General features: G+C 61.4%; 13 protein-coding genes. All 13 read left to right on the top strand.

Translation table 11 applies throughout. The annotated features are described in order from the left end of the window. Positions 1-1,017: an MBL fold metallo-hydrolase gene (locus ACNQ62_RS04305; RefSeq protein WP_304950522.1), complete on the top strand. Its 1,017-nt coding sequence runs from the start codon at positions 1-3 to the stop codon at positions 1,015-1,017. Next, positions 1,014-1,562, top strand: a complete 549-nt coding sequence (locus tag ACNQ62_RS04300) for a histidine phosphatase family protein (RefSeq protein ID WP_304950523.1) — start codon at positions 1,014-1,016, stop codon at positions 1,560-1,562. The genes ACNQ62_RS04305 and ACNQ62_RS04300 overlap by 4 nt, the downstream gene beginning before the upstream one ends. Next, entirely contained in the window at positions 1,559-2,023 is a 465-nt protein-coding gene (locus tag ACNQ62_RS04295; RefSeq protein WP_418094289.1) for an HAD family acid phosphatase, read from the top strand. The genes ACNQ62_RS04300 and ACNQ62_RS04295 overlap by 4 nt, the downstream gene beginning before the upstream one ends. Before the next feature lie 214 nt (positions 2,024-2,237). Continuing rightward, the gene (locus ACNQ62_RS04290) at positions 2,238-2,822 is read left to right on the top strand and encodes an ANTAR domain-containing response regulator (protein ID WP_064216512.1); all 585 of its coding nucleotides are present in this window, start codon (positions 2,238-2,240) and stop codon (positions 2,820-2,822) included. Next, positions 2,819-3,964, top strand: a complete 1,146-nt coding sequence (locus ACNQ62_RS04285) for an ABC transporter substrate-binding protein (RefSeq protein ID WP_418094288.1) — start codon at positions 2,819-2,821, stop codon at positions 3,962-3,964. Before ACNQ62_RS04290 ends, ACNQ62_RS04285 begins: the two co-directional genes overlap by 4 nt. A gap of 249 nt (positions 3,965-4,213) precedes the next feature. After that, on the top strand, positions 4,214-5,584 hold the full coding sequence (locus tag ACNQ62_RS04280; RefSeq protein WP_418094287.1) for a CmpA/NrtA family ABC transporter substrate-binding protein: 1,371 nt from the start codon (positions 4,214-4,216) through the stop codon (positions 5,582-5,584). 86 nt (positions 5,585-5,670) lie between these two features. Continuing rightward, the gene (locus tag ACNQ62_RS04275) at positions 5,671-6,744 is read left to right on the top strand and encodes an ABC transporter permease (protein ID WP_348001936.1); all 1,074 of its coding nucleotides are present in this window, start codon (positions 5,671-5,673) and stop codon (positions 6,742-6,744) included. 5 nt (positions 6,745-6,749) lie between these two features. Further along, a complete protein-coding gene (locus ACNQ62_RS04270) occupies positions 6,750-8,435 on the top strand; it encodes an ABC transporter ATP-binding protein (protein WP_418094286.1) in 1,686 nt (561 codons plus the stop codon). Between the two features lie 4 nt (positions 8,436-8,439). Continuing rightward, positions 8,440-10,866: a nitrite reductase large subunit NirB gene (gene nirB, locus ACNQ62_RS04265; RefSeq protein WP_418094285.1), complete on the top strand. Its 2,427-nt coding sequence runs from the start codon at positions 8,440-8,442 to the stop codon at positions 10,864-10,866. Then, positions 10,863-11,198 carry a nitrite reductase small subunit NirD gene (gene nirD, locus ACNQ62_RS04260; protein ID WP_260004571.1) on the top strand — a complete coding sequence of 112 codons (336 nt, stop codon included), beginning with the start codon at positions 10,863-10,865 and terminating at the stop codon, positions 11,196-11,198. The genes nirB and nirD overlap by 4 nt, the downstream gene beginning before the upstream one ends. Then, a complete protein-coding gene (locus ACNQ62_RS04255) occupies positions 11,195-13,771 on the top strand; it encodes a molybdopterin-dependent oxidoreductase (RefSeq protein ID WP_418094284.1) in 2,577 nt (858 codons plus the stop codon). The genes nirD and ACNQ62_RS04255 overlap by 4 nt, the downstream gene beginning before the upstream one ends. Further along, positions 13,768-14,703 (top strand): glycosyl transferase family protein, encoded by a 936-nt coding sequence (locus ACNQ62_RS04250; protein WP_418094283.1) that lies wholly within the window; start codon positions 13,768-13,770, stop codon positions 14,701-14,703. The genes ACNQ62_RS04255 and ACNQ62_RS04250 overlap by 4 nt, the downstream gene beginning before the upstream one ends. Beyond that, a complete protein-coding gene (cysG, locus tag ACNQ62_RS04245) occupies positions 14,700-16,103 on the top strand; it encodes a siroheme synthase CysG (RefSeq protein ID WP_418094282.1) in 1,404 nt (467 codons plus the stop codon). Before ACNQ62_RS04250 ends, cysG begins: the two co-directional genes overlap by 4 nt. Positions 16,104-16,141 lie beyond the last annotated feature (38 nt).

The following is a 16,141-nucleotide window of genomic DNA, read 5'->3' as shown; positions in this document are numbered from 1 at the left end:
ATGCAATTGAACACGGGCAATCGGCGCTGGCTGCTGGACTGCGGCTTTGGCCCCGAGGCCCACGCCCATTTTGACCCGCGCTGGCTGAAGGGCGCGGATGCGGTCTTTATCACCCACGACCATATCGACCACATCGGCGGGGCGATCTATGCGGTAGAGGCGGGGCTGCCGATCTATGCCACCGCGCAAACCGCCAAGGCGCTGCCCCCTGCCGCCAAGGTCAACCTGCTGCCCGAACGGGGGGTATCTGTGATCGACGGCGTGCAGCTGACCACGGGGCGCAACGGGCACGCCATGGGCGGTGTCTGGATGCATTTCGCCTTGGGCGAGGGGCTGTTCTACTCGGGCGACTGGTCCGAGGAATCCGACTGGTTCCCGCTGGACCTTCCACCACCCGCGGCGACGGCGATCCTGGACTGTTCCTACCAGCTTGACGATGTGCCCCAGACCGAAAGATTTGCAGCACTTGACGCCTTGCTGGACAGGCTTGAGGGGCAGGTGCTTTTGCCAGTGCCGCCATCGGGCAGGGCGGGCGAAATGGCCCTGCACCTGATCCGGCGCTATGGTCACGCCAGCGTCATGCTGGACCCGGAATGTCAGGCGGTGCTGGCGACGGGTCTGCGCAGCGGCACGCTTGGCGTGGATGCGGCCAAGATCGCCCCGCTGCTGGCGCGCGGCCCGCTGGACGAGGCTCGTTTTCTGATCTGCGACACCCCCAATGCCGATGGCGGTGCCGCCTGGGGCTATGTGCGCGCCTGGCATGAAAGCGGCCGTTTGGGGCGCGACGCGCATGTGGTTTTTACCGGCCATATGACCGCCCATGCCCGCGGGATCTGCAGCGTGCCGGGGGGATATTTCCAACGCTGGAACGTACACCCGCCGCTGCGTGATCAGGTGCGTATGCTGGAACGGCTTGGCGCGAAACGCTTTGCGCCAGCCTTCTGCACCCAGCCCGAGGATTACCTGATCGAGGATCTGGGCGTCGAGGTTTTCATGCATGATCCGGTGCGCCTGTGAGGGGGGCCGCGCTTCCGCCCTCGGACTTTTGCCTGATCCGCCACGGGGAGACGACCGCCAATGCGCAAAGCATCATCGCAGGGGTGACCGATGTAGCGCTGACCGCCCGCGGCCGCGATCAGGCGCGCGCGCTGGCCCGTCGTCGCTGGCCGCAGCCGGTCACACTTTTCGCCAGCCCCGCCGCACGGGCGCGAGACACCTGCAAGCTTGCCTTTGCGCAGCGCGGTTTTACCGTGATTTCCGCGTTGCGCGAACGCGATTGGGGGGCGTTCGAGGGGCAGCCGCTGTCGCAGCAACCCATACGCGAAGACACCCCCGAAGGCGGCGAAAGCTGGCCCGCCATGCTTGATCGTGTCGCAGGCGCGATCCACGAGGCCTGTGCCGCCACGCCCGCCGGCCACCTGCCGGTGCTGGTCTGCCATTCCGGTATCATCCGCGCCGCGCGCGTGCTGTGGACACCCCATGACGCGGGCACACGCCCGCCAAACGCCATCCCGATCCTGTTTCAGCGGTCGGGCACATTTTTTGAGGAGAAAGAGCTATGACATCCGCCCCCCTGACACCTTGCGTGGTATTCGACGTCGACGGCACTCTGGCCGAGTTCGACGCGGCAAAGCTGGGTCATCTGGTGCATGGCGTCGAGAAGCGATGGGATGCCTTCCACATGGCGATGGCCGACGCCCCGCTGATTGCCCCCATCGCCAAACTGATGCGCCGCCTGAAGCAAAGCGGCGAGACGATCGTCATCTGCTCGGGCCGCCCTGACGGTTGGGCGGAACACACGATCGCATGGCTGCATAAGCACGATCTGCCCTTCGACGGCGTTTACCTGCGCGCCAAGGATCAGGACGCCGCAAGCGATCCGGAGGTCAAACGCCAAGCGCTGGCGCAAATGCAAGCGGACGGGCTGGCCCCCTGGCTGGTCATCGATGATCGCAGTTCGGTCGTTGACGCATGGCGGGCCGAGGGGCTTGCCTGCCTGCAATGCGCGCCGGGGGATTTTTGACAAGGTGGCGCGGGGTCCCGAATAGTTGCCACGGGGTAGGGGGCAACCGCCTAATATGACCCCGCCATTAGCCGTCTGACGGAGGGGGCATAAATATGCACAACGGGTGGGCGACCCCAGCGTGCTTGCTTGTTTTTTAACCACCTCAGGCTAGCTTTATCGCTGTTAAACGACTGCCTGTTGACGTTCTGCAGGTGGTCTTCAATCAAGGTGCATGAACGAAAACCTCAGCATCCTGGTTGTAGAGCCAAACCCCGAACGCGTGCGTGACATCGTGGATGCACTGCGCGAAGCGGGTTGGTCTGACGTCAAGGCTTTGCTGCAGATGTCGGAGCTGAACCAGACGGTGCGGGAATTTTCACCGGATATCGTTCTTATCGACCTGACAAATCCGGACCGCGATACGCTTGAACATATCTCTCATGCGACCGAGACGACCAAGCGGGCGGTCGCGCTGTTTGTGGACCAGACGGATGAGAACCTGACGCAGGCGGCGCTGAATGCCGGGGTCAGCGCCTATGTGGTGGATGGTCTTCAGATGGACCGGATCAAACCCGTGCTGCAAACGGCCATCGCGCGCTTCAAAATGATGCGTCAATTCCACTTTGAACTGAATGCTGCCAAGCAAGCGCTGGAGGATCGCAAGACGATCGACCGCGCAAAGGGGATCCTGATGCGCCAACGCGGCATGTCCGAGGATGACGCCTATAAGCTGCTGCGCACCACCGCGATGCGCCAGAATCGCAAGGTCATCGATGTGGCGCAAGCATTGGTGACGGCAGCGGATCTGTTGTCATGAGCGAGGTTGTTCTGAACTGTGGCTATGTCCCGTTGGTTGATTGCGCCCCGCTGGTCATCGCGAAAGAGCTGGGATTTGCTGCCGAGCAGGGTCTCGCGCTTAATCTTTTGCGTCAGCCTTCGTGGTCCGCGCTGCGCGATATGCTGGCACTGGGGCATCTGGATGCCGCGCATATGCTGTCGCCAATGCCGGTGGCCATGTCCATCGGGATGGGTGGATTGCCCGCGCGGGTAGATGCGCTGATGGTCTTGTCCGTGAACGGCACGGTGTTCGGCGTCTCTAACGCTGTTGCTTCCGCATTGGAGGATGTGCGCTTTGGGGACACGACTGCATTGCTGTCGGGGCTCAGCGCGCGCGGTGCCAAACCGCTGCGTGTGGGTATCCCCTTCCACTATTCCATGCACCGGCTGCTGCTGTCCTATTGGGCCGCGCAAGCGCCCGACCTGCAGATCGAGGAGGTCACCGTGCCGCCGATGCGTATGGCGGATGCGGTCTCGGACGGGTTTGTCGATGCCTTTTGGGTGGGCGAGCCCTGGGGCGGCGTGGCCGTGCAGAATAATGTGGCCAAGCTGATGATGGCGGGCCGCGATGTCTGGCAGTTCGCGCCGGAGAAGGTGCTTGCCGCGCGCCATGAGTGGGCCTCGCAGAACGAGGACAGCGTGCGTCGCCTGATGCGGGCGGTATACCAAGCGTCGGCCTGGCTTGATGCGCCGGGAAACAAGCCGCTTGCGGTCGAGATTTTGGGCCGCAGTGAACACCTGAGCATGTCGCCCGATTTGATCGATCCGGCCCTGACCGGGCATATCGTCCCCCGAACGGGGGCCTCTCCGATCACGGTGGATCGTTTCTTGCAGTTCCACAGCCATGCCGCCTCTTTCCCGTGGCGCAGTCAGGCGGCGTGGATCGCGCATCACCTAGGTGCCGACGCCGCGGGAATCGAGAAAGCCAAAACCTGTTTTCGCGCCGATCTTTTCCGCCAGAATCTGTCTGATATCGGCGCTGATATGCCCCAAGCCTCCGAGAAAACCGAAGGGGCGATGATGTTGCCAACATCTGTAGCATCTGCGCGGGGAGAGATGATTCTTTCGCCCGACGCCTTTTTTGACGGCAGAACGTTTGATTTCACCGCAGCTGTGCGATGAATTCTTAAGCGGCTTCTGCATGGGCCTCTGAAAAACTGCCGCAACGCAGAAAATTCGTTGCGTGAAGCCGCGTCTATGAGCCACGCTTGATGCCAAGGGACAACGTTGTCCGACCTATGCCGCTGACCAATGCTGGTCGCACATCACTCAGAGCAATGCCGCTCGTACGGAGCACGGATTTCTTCCCCGTGAACCATACGTGCGGCTTTTTTCGTTTCTGCCCTTCGGGGCCATGAAAGGACATGACCCATGAAAAATACATTCGCACTCCTGCTCGCCTCGACAAGTCTGCTGGCGACCGCGGCGTCGGCCGAAATGCTGGCGCTCGAGAAAGAAGAGCTGACCTTTGGCTTTATCAAGCTGACCGATATGGCACCTTTGGCCGTGGCTTACGAGCTGGGATATTTTGAGGACGAGGGGCTTTTTGTCAGGCTTGAGGCGCAGGCCAACTGGAAAGTGCTGCTGGACGGCGTGATCGACGGCCAACTGGACGGCGCGCATATGCTGGCGGGCCAACCGCTGGCGGCAACGATCGGCTATGGCACCAAAGCGCATATCATCACGCCCTTCTCGATGGACCTGAACGGCAATGCGATCACTGTTTCAAATGACATCTGGGACGAGATGAAGCCGAACGTGCCCACGATGGACGATGGTCGGCCGCAGCATCCCATCAGCGCCAGTGCTTTGGCTCCGGTGGTCGAAGGCTATAAGGACCGCGGCGAGCCGTTCAATATGGGCATGGTCTTTCCCGTTTCGACCCACAACTACGAGATCCGGTACTGGCTTGCGGCGGGCGGACTGAAACCCGGCTACTATAGCGCGCAAGATATTTCCGGTCAGATTGATGCGGATGTGCTGCTGTCCGTGACGCCGCCACCGCAGATGCCTGCGACGATGGAAGCGGGGACGATATCGGGCTACGCCGTGGGGGAGCCTTGGAACCAGCAGGCGGTTTTCAAAGGGATCGGCGTGCCGGTGATCACCGACTACGACATGTGGAAAAACAACCCCGAGAAGGTCTTTGGCATTACCGCCGAATTTGCCGAGGACAACCCCAACACCACGCTTGCATTGACCAAGGCACTGATCCGCGCGGCAATGTGGCTTGATGCCAACGACAACGCCAACCGCGAGGAAGCGGTGGAGATGTTGTCGCGCTCTGAATATGTGGGCGCGGATGCGGATGTGATCGCCAACTCCATGACCGGCTTTTTCGAGTTCGAGAAAGGGGATGTGCGCCCCGCCCCCGACTTCAACGTCTTCTTCCGCTACAATGCGACCTATCCGTTCTATTCAGACGCCATCTGGTATCTGACCCAGATGCGTCGCTGGGGCCAGATCGACGAGACAAAGCCGGATGAATGGTATTTCCAGACGGCTGCAGACGTGTATCGCCCGGACATCTACCTACAGGCCGCAAGGCTGCTGGTGGACGAGGGTATGGCCGACGAAGCGGCGTTTCCTTGGGATAGCGACGGCTTCAAAGCACCGACACCGGCTGCCGATATCATCGACGGGATCAGCTACGACGGGCGCGCGCCGAACGCCTATATCGACAGCCTGCCCATCGGTCTGAAGTCCGGCCAAACGGTCGTCGACAGCAAGGTCGAAGGCTAAACCCCGCCCCCGCGCGCTTTGCCACACCGCAAAGCGGAAGGGGGGAGGGAGCCACTTTCATCAAAAGCAGCAATTGGACAGCCGATATGACCGCGATTGACACAAACACACTCGATATCGAAGCCCGCCGCGCGCGGCGCTTTGCCCGGATCAACAAGGCCGACGCATGGTTTAGCGTCTTTGGCCTCTCTTGGTTGACACCGATCCTGAAGGCCGCCGCGGGGGATAATCCGCGCGCGCAGGCGGGCGAGATCTGGCGGCTTCTGGGCGTGCCGCTCTTGGCGATTGCGATCTTCCTGACCCTCTGGGCAAGCCTGGCCCCCAAGGTTCAAACCTCGCTCGGGGCTGTGCCGGGCCCTGCCCAAGTCTGGGAGCAGGTGGGCGAGTTGCATCAGGACGCCATCCGTGAGGGCGAACGCGAAGCTGCCTTCTACGAGCGGCAAGAGGCGCGCAACGCCAAACATATCGCAAGTGGCAACCCAGATCGTGTGCGTGATCGCGCCTATACAGGCAAGCCAACCTACTACGACCAGATCTGGACCTCGATCAAAACGGTGCTTTTCGGTTTTCTCATTGCGTCGATCGTTGCGATCCCATTGGGCATCGCGGCGGGCCTGTCCGTAACGGCGAATGCGGCGCTGAATCCGCTGATACAGATCTTCAAACCGGTCTCGCCACTGGCATGGCTGCCCATCGTGACCATGATCGTATCAGCCGTCTATAGCACCAATGACGGTATGTTCTCCAAGTCGTTCCTCATCTCGGCGATCACTGTGACCCTCTGCTCGCTCTGGCCCACGCTGATCAACACATCCCTTGGCGTCGCCAGCATCGACAAGGATCTTGTCAGCGTCAGTCGCGTGCTGAAAATGAATACCTATACCAAGATCACCAAACTGGTGCTGCCCTCGGCGCTGCCATTGATCTTTACCGGGCTGCGGCTGTCGCTTGGTGTAGGCTGGATGGTTTTGATCGCGGCGGAAATGCTGGCGCAGAACCCCGGGCTTGGAAAATTCGTCTGGGATGAATTCCAGAACGGCAGCTCGCAAAGTCTGGCGCGGATCATGGTCGCGGTGCTGACCATCGGTATCATCGGCTTCCTTCTGGACCGTGTGATGTATGCGCTCCAGTCCATGTTCACCTTCTCGAATAACCGGTGATCGATATGGGTATCTTGAACTTCAAAAATGTCACCAAAACCTATGGCACCCAACCCGTTCTCAAGGACATCTCCCTTGACGTTGCCGAAGGTGAATTCGTCGTCATCCTCGGGTTTTCGGGCACCGGCAAGACCACGTTGATCAATCTGATGGCGGGGCTGGAGCAGCCGACCTCGGGCAGCGTGACCTACAAGGGAAAACCCATCACCGAACCGGGCCGCGAACGCGGTGTGATCTTTCAGAACTATTCTCTGATGCCGTGGCTGACCGTGCAGGGCAATGTCAGGCTTGCTGTCGATACGATGTTCCCTGATCTCTCCAAACTCGAACGGGCGGCCAAGGTCGATCACTATGTCAACATGGTGGGCCTGTCCCATGCGGCCACGCGCCGCCCTGCTGAATTGTCCGGAGGGATGCGCCAGCGGGTCAATGTGGCACGCGCCCTGGCGATGGACCCCGAAATGCTGCTGCTGGACGAGCCGCTGTCGGCGCTCGACGCCCTGACCCGCGCCAATCTCGCGGATGAGATCGAGGCGATCTGGGACGAAGACAAGAAAACTTGCGTCCTGATCACCAATGATGTGGATGAAGCGATCATTCTGGCGGACCGGATCATCGCCCTTAATCCGGACGGCACGCTTGGGGAGGCATTCAAAGTCGACATTCCCCGCCCCCGCGACCGGATTGCGATGAACAATGACGCGGCATTCAAGGCGCTGCGCGGGCAGGTCACGACCTATCTGATGGACATCGGTATCGCCGCGAAAGTCGAAGAAACGCGTATGTTGCCCAATGTCACGCCGATCCATTCAGTGCCCGCGGCAGTCTCCAAGGCGCAGGAAGGTGCCATCCAGGAAAAATTCCTGAATTTCTCGCAGCTCGACAAGGTGTATCCGACGCCGAAAGGACCGCTGACCGTGGTCGAGAACTTTGATCTCAAGATCAACAGGGGCGAATTTATCTCGCTGATCGGGCATTCGGGCTGCGGTAAATCCACTGTGCTGACGATGGCTGCGGGGCTGAACCCGATCTCGAAAGGTGCGATCCGTCTGGACGGGTGGAACGTCCAAGGTGCAGACCCCGAACGCGCCGTCGTGTTCCAGTCGCCCAATCTGTTCCCGTGGCTCTCGGCCAAGGAGAACGTCGCCATTGGTGTCGACAAGGTCTATCCCCGCGCGTCGCAGGCGGAACGTCAGGATGTGGTGGAATACTACCTTGAACGTGTCGGGCTGGCAGACAGTATGGACAAGAATGCCGCCAGCCTGTCGAACGGCATGAAACAGCGCGTCGGCATTGCCCGTGCCTTTGCCCTATCGCCCAAACTGCTGCTTCTGGATGAACCTTTCGGCATGCTCGACAGTCTGACCCGCTGGGAATTGCAGGAAGTGCTGATGGAAGTCTGGTCGCGCACCAAAGTGACGGCAATCTGCGTGACCCATGATGTGGACGAGGCGATCCTGCTGGCCGACCGCGTGGTGATGATGACCAACGGACCCCAAGCCACCATCGGCAAGATCACCGACGTAAACCTGCCGCGTCCACGCACCCGCAAGGCGCTGCTCGAACACCCCGACTATTACAGCTACCGGCAAGAAGTGCTCGATTTCCTCGAGGAATACGAACACGGCAATGCGCCGAAATCACCTGCCTCCGGCGGGACACCGAAACCCAAAGCAATCGCGGCGGAGTGAGACCATGAAACAGAAACTTGTCGTAATCGGTGCCGGTATGGCCTCCGGTCGGGTGCTGGAGCACCTTCTGGAACAGGACCGCGAAGCCTATGACATCACCCTTTTCAACGCAGAGGCACGGGGCAACTACAACCGCATCATGCTGTCCCCGGTCCTATCGGGAGAGAAGACCTATGCCGACATCGTGACCCATGATGCTGGATGGTACGCCGAAAATGACATCACCTGCCGTTTTGGCGAAAAGGTGCTGGAAATAGACCGTGCGGCTAAGACGGTCACGGGCGAGAATGGCACGGTGTCCTATGACAAGCTGGTTCTGGGCACCGGATCGAACCCCTTTATGATCCCTTTGCCGGGTCACGATCTGGAAGGCGTCATCGCCTACCGCGATCTGGAAGACACCGAACGGATGATGGGGCTGGGCGAAGGCAACAAATGCGTCGTGATCGGCGGCGGGCTGCTGGGGTTGGAGGCGGCGGCAGGCATGGCGGCCCGCGGCGTCGACGTGACCGTTGTGCACATCATGGGGCATTTGATGGAGCGGCAATTGGACGAGGCCGCAGGATATCTGCTGCGCCGCGCCCTGACGGATAAGGGCATCACCGTCAAATGCGCCGCAAACTCCAAGGAGATCCTGGGCGAGAACGGAAAGGTCCGTGCCCTGCTGCTGGATGACGGGACGGAACTGCCCTGCGATTTGCTGGTCATGGCCGTGGGCATCCGCCCCAACGTGGCACTCGGGCAGGGCGCAGGCTTGGCCGTTGGAAAGGGCATCCATGTAGATGACCAGATGGTGACCTCCGACGTCGATGTGCTGGCTGTCGGGGAATGCGTGGAACATAATGGCGCGCTGTTCGGTCTGGTGGCACCGCTGTACGATCAGGCAAAAGTGGCGGCGCAGACCCTGCTGGGGCAGTCATCGACCTTTGTCCCGAAAGAGCTGTCGACCAAGCTCAAGGTGACGGGCTGTGATCTGTTCAGTGCGGGCGATTTTGCCGATGGCGAGGGGCGCGAGGATATCGTCTTTCGCGATCCGGCGCGGGGTGTCTATCGCCGTCTGGTGATCAAGAACAACGTGGTGATCGGGGCGGTGATGTATGGCGACACCGCCGACAGCAACTGGTTCTTTGGCCTGATACGCGACAAGACCGACATCGCGGACATGCGCGATACGCTGATTTTCGGCCCGGCCTACCAAGGGGGGACCCCCCTGGACCCTTTAGCAGCTGTTGCAGCCTTACCGCGTGACGCGGAGATCTGTGGCTGCAACGGTATCTGCAAAGGACAAATTGAAGACGCCATCGCGGCGGGTGCCTCTGATCTGGGCGCGATCAAAGCGACGACCAAGGCCAGCGCATCCTGCGGGACGTGCACCGGGCTGGTCGAACAGGTATTGGCGGTCACGCTGGGGGATGATTTCGTCTTGCCTGCCGCGGCGTCGATCTGCGGCTGCACCGATATGACCCACGAAGACGTGCGGCGGATGATCAAGTCGCAGCGACTGACCTCGATGCCGGCGGTCTGGCAGGAGTGCGGGTGGAAGACGCCCGACGGTTGCCATGTCTGCCGCCCCGCGTTGAACTTCTATCTGCTTGCTGATTGGCCGCTGGAATACCGCGACGATCCGCAATCGCGTTTCATCAACGAACGCAAACACGCCAACATCCAGAAGGACGGCACCTACAGCGTTGTGCCGCGCATGTGGGGTGGGATCACCACGCCGGACGAACTGCGTGCCATTGCCGATGCGGCGGATAAATACATGGTGCCGACGGTCAAGGTCACCGGCGGGCAGCGGATCGACCTATTGGGCGTAAAAAGCGAGGATCTGCCCGACATCTGGGCCGATCTGAACGCGGCCGGCATGGTGTCGGGACATGCCTATTCCAAAGGGCTGCGCACGGTCAAAACCTGTGTCGGTACGGATCATTGCCGCTTTGGCACCCAGGACAGCACCGGACTGGGTATCCAGCTTGAGAAAGAGCTCTGGGGCGCCTGGACGCCGCATAAGCTGAAACTCGGGGTGTCGGGCTGCCCGCGCAACTGCGCCGAAGCGACCTGCAAGGACATCGGGGTCATCTGTGTCGACAGCGGATACCAGATCAGCATCGGCGGGGCGGCCGGTATGGACGTCAGGGAAACCGAATTGCTGGTCCAGGTGCCGACCGAGCAAGAGGCGATCAATGTGATCAAGGCGGTGACCCAGCTGTATCGCGAGAATGCCAAATACCTTGATCGCATTTACAAATGGATGGCCAAGGTCGGTCTGGACTGGATCAAGGAACGGGTTGCTGCCGAAGGCGACGCTTTGGTTGATCGCTTCGAGCTGAGCCAGACGATTTACCGCAAAGACCCGTGGGCCGAACACGTGACCCAGCAGGCCGAGCGCTACAAACCCCTTGCAACCCTGTCACTGGAGGCTGCGGAATGACCAGCTGGATCGATATCGCAGCCCTTGAGGAGGTGCCACAACGCGGTGCGCGTATGATCAAGACCACGCTTGGCTGTGTCGCGGTGTTCCGCACCGCCGAGGATGAGGTCTTTGCGCTTGATAATGCCTGTCCGCACAAGGCGGGGCCGCTGGCCGAAGGCATCGTGCATGGCAAATCCGTAACTTGCCCGCTGCACAACTGGGTATTCTCGCTAGAGACCGGAGAGGCGCAGGGCGCGGACGCGGGCCGCGTCGCGACCTATCCGGCGCGGGTGGAAGGCGGGCGCATCCTGCTGGACCGGGCGTTCCTGCAAGCGCGGAGCGCCGCATGACCCTCACGCGCACCACTTGCCCTTATTGCGGTGTAGGTTGCGGTGTGCTGGCGGCCGCCGATGGTACAATCAAGGGGGATCCGGATCATCCGGCCAACTTCGGGCGGCTCTGCTCCAAAGGTGCTGCCTTGGGGGAAACCATTGATCTGGACGGGCGGCTTTTGCATCCGCAGATCAACGGGGTGCGGGCAGACTGGGATGCGGCGCTGGATATGGTGGCGCAGAGGTTCAGCGATTCCATCGCGCAGCATGGGCCGGAAAGCGTCGCCTTCTACGCCTCGGGCCAGATGCTGATCGAAGACTATTATGTCGCCAACAAGCTGATGAAAGGGTTCATCGGGGCGGCCAATATCGACACAAATTCACGTCTGTGCATGGCGTCCTCTGTCGCGGGTCACAAGCGTGCCTTCGGCACCGATACCGTTCCCGGCACCTATGAAGATCTGGAGCAAGCCGATCTGGTTGTGCTTGTCGGGTCCAATCTGGCGTGGTGCCATCCGGTCCTGCACCAGCGTATTGCCGCCGCAAAGCAGGCGCGCCCCCATATGCGGATCGTCAATGTCGATCCGCGCCGGACGGCGACCACCGATCTGGCGGATGTGCATCTGAGGATAGCCCCGGACGGGGATGTTGCCTTGTTCAATGGGTTGCTGGCGTATCTGGCAGAGACCGGAAAACTCGACACGGCCTATACCGAAAACCATGTGAACGGGCTGGACGCGGCGCTGGCGGCGGCACAGGCCAGTGATCCGGCGGACAGCGGGTTGAACGCTCGGGAATTGGCCGATTTCTATGCGCTTTGGGCAAACACGCCCAAAGTCGTCACCGCGTACTCCCAAGGCGTCAACCAATCGGTCTGCGGCACGGATAAGGTGAACGCGATCCTGAATTGCCATCTTGCCACAGGGCGCATCGGCAATCCGGGGATGGGCCCGTTCTCATTGACCGGCCAGCCCAATGCCATGGGGGGCCGCGAAGTGGGCGGTCTGGCCAATATGCTGGCAAACCACCTAGAGATCGGGAATGAAGCGCATCGCAGCGCGGTGCAGGGATTCTGGCAAAGCCCGACGATCTGCACCAAACCGGGACTGAAGGCTGTCGATCTGTTCGAGGCCTGTGCCAACGGGCGGATCAAGGCACTGTGGGTGATCTCGACCAACCCTGCGGTGTCGTTGCCTGATGCCGATGGCGTGGCGGCGGCAATTGCAAATGTGCCCTTTGTTGTTACGTCTGACATCATGGAGAAGACGGATACCAACGCTTTGGCTGACGTCCTGCTGCCCGCCACCGGTTGGGGTGAAAAAGACGGGACCGTGACCAATTCCGAACGGCGCATTTCGCGCCAACGCGCCTTTCTGCCCGCCCCCGGTGATGCGCGGCCCGACTGGAAGATCATCAGCGACGTGGCCAAGCGTATGGGATTTTCAGATGCCTTTTCCTATGGCTCATCCGCGGATGTCTTTGCCGAATATGTCGCGCTTGATCAGGCTGTTTCGGCCTTCCCGCGTGATCTTGATCTGAGCATTTTTGCCGATGCGGATTACGCGAAAATGGTGCCGACCCAATGGCCGCGCAATGGGGCGCGTTTCTTTGCGGACGGGCAATATTATCATCCTGACGGCAAGGCGCAGATGGTTGCCGTGACATCCCCTGTGTCGCTGAATTCACGCTTTACGCTCAATACCGGACGGAACCGCGACCAGTGGCACACGATGACGCGCACGGGCAAATCGGCGCGGCTTGGGGCACATCTGGCCGAACCTTATGTAGAGATGAACCCGGTTGATGCCGCCGCGTTGGGGGCGCTCCCCGGTGCGTTGATCGCGCTGCAAAATAGCCGTGGTCGCGTTTTGATGCGGGCGCTGATCACCCCGCGCGTGGCGCAAGGCGCGCTGTTCGCGCCAATGCACTGGACACGTCAGCGCAGCACCGCGGGCACGGTCAATAGCATCATGACGCCGCTGACCGATCCGATTTCAGGTCAACCCGCCTTGAAGGCCAGCGCTGTCACTGCCGAGGTTTTCAAGGCGAAATGGTACGGCTTTCTGGCAAGCATCTTGGAACCCGACCCGCGCACCACCTATGCCGCCGTGGCCCACACCAATACCGGCTGGCAGGCAGAGCTGGCGGGCAGCAAAAACCCCGAGGATTGGGAGGCAGAGGCCCGCCTTCTGACGGGGCAGGCGGAGGGTGATCTTTCGCTCCAATCCGACGCGGCGACCGGTGGCGTTCGGATTGCGATAACCCAAGGCGGGCGGATCACCGGGCTGCTTTTCGTATCCCCCAATCCGGTGGTCGTCTCGCGCAGTGCGATTATCGCGCTGATCGGGACGGACACATCCGCGTTGGCAGCGCTCGCCGGGCGCAATGCCGCTGACCGGCCGGACCCGGGTGCTACGGTCTGTGCCTGTTTTGATGTGGGGCGCAACACCTTGCTGGCCGCGATCGCCGGCGGGGCCTCTACCGTCGCGGCCTTGGGCGACGCCACCTGCGCGGGGACAAACTGTGGGTCGTGCAAACCCGAACTCGCCGCCCTGCTGGATCAGACCTTGCAACGGATGGCCGCAGAATGAGCCTTGCCCCCTATGTCCGGATCGTCGCGCGCGGCAAGGGGCGTGCCCGCGCTTTGACCTTGGCCGAAGCTCAGGACGCCATGGCGCTGATCTTACGCGGTGATGCTGCCCCCGAAGCGGTCGGCGCGCTGTTGATGGTCATGCGTCTGCGCGGCGAAACCCCCGAAGAGATTGCCGGTTTCACCGCAGCATTGCGCGCACATGTGGTGGGCAAACTGCCCAAAGCGGATCTGGACTGGCCGTCCTATGCCGCAGGCCGCAGCCGGGGGGTGCCGCTGTTCCTGCTTGCTGCGCGGCTGGTGGGGCAGGCCGGTTACAGCATTTCGATGCACGGGTGGAATTCGCATCAATCGGCCAATGCATCGGTGCGCGAAGTGATCGATCTTGCCGGACCGCAGGTGACCTATACCCCGCTTGAAACCCTAAGCCCTGCGGCTTTCAGCATCTTGAACCTGCGCGATACGCTCGGCCTCAGATCGTGCTTCAATACGGTATTGCGGATGTGGAACCCGTCCGAGGCCCCGGCGACGGTGCAAGGTGTGTTCCACCCGTCCTACCGCAGCCTGCAGGCCCAAGCCGCGCAGCTGTTGGGCCAGCAGGATCTGAGCGTCATCAAAGGGGGCAGCGGCGAATTCGAGCGTCATCCCGCCAAGGACATCACCCTGTTCGGCCTGCGCGACGGGGCGCATATCCAGCAGACCGCCGCGCCAATCCTGCATGACACCCGACGTTTGCATGAAACAGGCGATGTCATCGACCTGCAGGGCCTGTGGCAGGGGCGCGTGGACGACCCTTTCGCAATCGCCACGGTGACCGGCACTGCGGCACTTGCGCTGTGGACGCTGAAGGCGTCTCGGACACTTTCCCAAGCCGATCAAATGGCGCGCAGCCTTTGGGACCAGCGACACCAGCCAAAGGAGCAATCCGCATGAAGACATTTCCAATGTTCCTGCAAATGGCGGGCCGCCGCGTCGTGATCATGGGCGGGGGCGAACAGGCCGCCCAGAAGGCGCGACTGATCCTGAAAACCGAAGCGACGGTCGAGATCTGGGCGACCACATTCGATGCCGAACTGTCGGACCTTGCTGCATCGGGCCGTGTCACACTTCACGACGGTCCAATCACCCCGAACAGCTTTTCAGACACCGCGCTGGCCTTTATCGCCACTGGCTGCCCTGGTGCTGACATGGCGCTGCATGTTTTGGCCAAAGAGGCCGGGGCGGTTGTGAACGTGGTCGACCAGCCACAGCTTTGCGACGCGATCACGCCTTCGATCGTGGACCGTGATCCGGTGGTCGTGGCCATCGGTACCGAGGGGACAGCCCCGGTGCTGGCCCGCCAGATCAAGACAAAAGTAGAGGAAATGCTGGAGCCGCGGCTGGGGGATCTTGCTGCTCTTGCGGGCCGGTTGCGGGGGAAAGCATCTGCGCGCCTTGATCCGCGCGCGCGTCGCGATCTGTGGCGTTGGGTCTTCAACGACAGCCCGCGCTGGATGTTTGCCGCCGGTGCCGAACGCGCGGCGGCCAAGCGTATCAAGGCGGCCATCGAAACGGGCGACTTCGGCACCGCTGCGGGCGGCAGCGTCAGCCTTGTGGGCGCAGGACCGGGGGCGAAGGATCTGATCACCCTGCGCGGCGTGCAGCGCCTGCAAGAGGCGGATGTGATCTATTATGACCGGTTGCTTGACCCTGAAATCCTTGAATTGGCCCGTCGTGACGCCGAGCGCATTTACGTCGGCAAGGCTCCGGGCTGTCACAGCTGGCCGCAAGAGAAAATCACACAGACCCTGGTGATGGCTGCCAAACGCGGCCAACGCGTCGTGCGCCTGAAATGTGGTGATCCGGGGGTGTTCGGGCGCAGCACAGAAGAAGTCGATGCGCTGAAAGCCAGCGGTATCGCTTTCGAGATCATCCCCGGCGTCACCGCGGCCTGCGCCGCGGCCGCGAGCATCGGTGAAAGCCTGACGGATCGGGGCAAGATTGATACCGTGGTACTGACGACCGGCCATCGCCAAGATGGATATACGGTGCCCGAACCGATCAAGGATATCAGACCCGGCACATGTGTGGCGCTTTACATGGCCGTGGGGGCCGCGCCACAGATTGTGGATCACCTACAGACAGCGCATCCGGGGGTTCAGTTCGACCTGCAAATCGCCGTGAAAGCGCAGCGCAAGGATCAGAAGATTTTGCGGTGCTCCCTTCAAGATCTGGAAGCGACGCTGAGCGCCAATAAGATCGCAGGCGAGGCCATGCTGTTCATCCGGTGGCCTCGGGAGGCCCATCAGGCCGAAATAGCGGACCCATGTAACCGAGCGCTTAGCCACGTTTAATGCCCCTTGACGGAGACGGCGACGGTGTCGCGGGTTCC

This window comes from Sulfitobacter sp. SBS6 (genome assembly GCF_048285585.1).
Lineage (GTDB): Bacteria > Pseudomonadota > Alphaproteobacteria > Rhodobacterales > Rhodobacteraceae > Sulfitobacter > Sulfitobacter pontiacus.
Note: the sequence above shows the minus strand (reverse complement) of the source record. Positions and strands in the feature narration are given on the sequence as shown.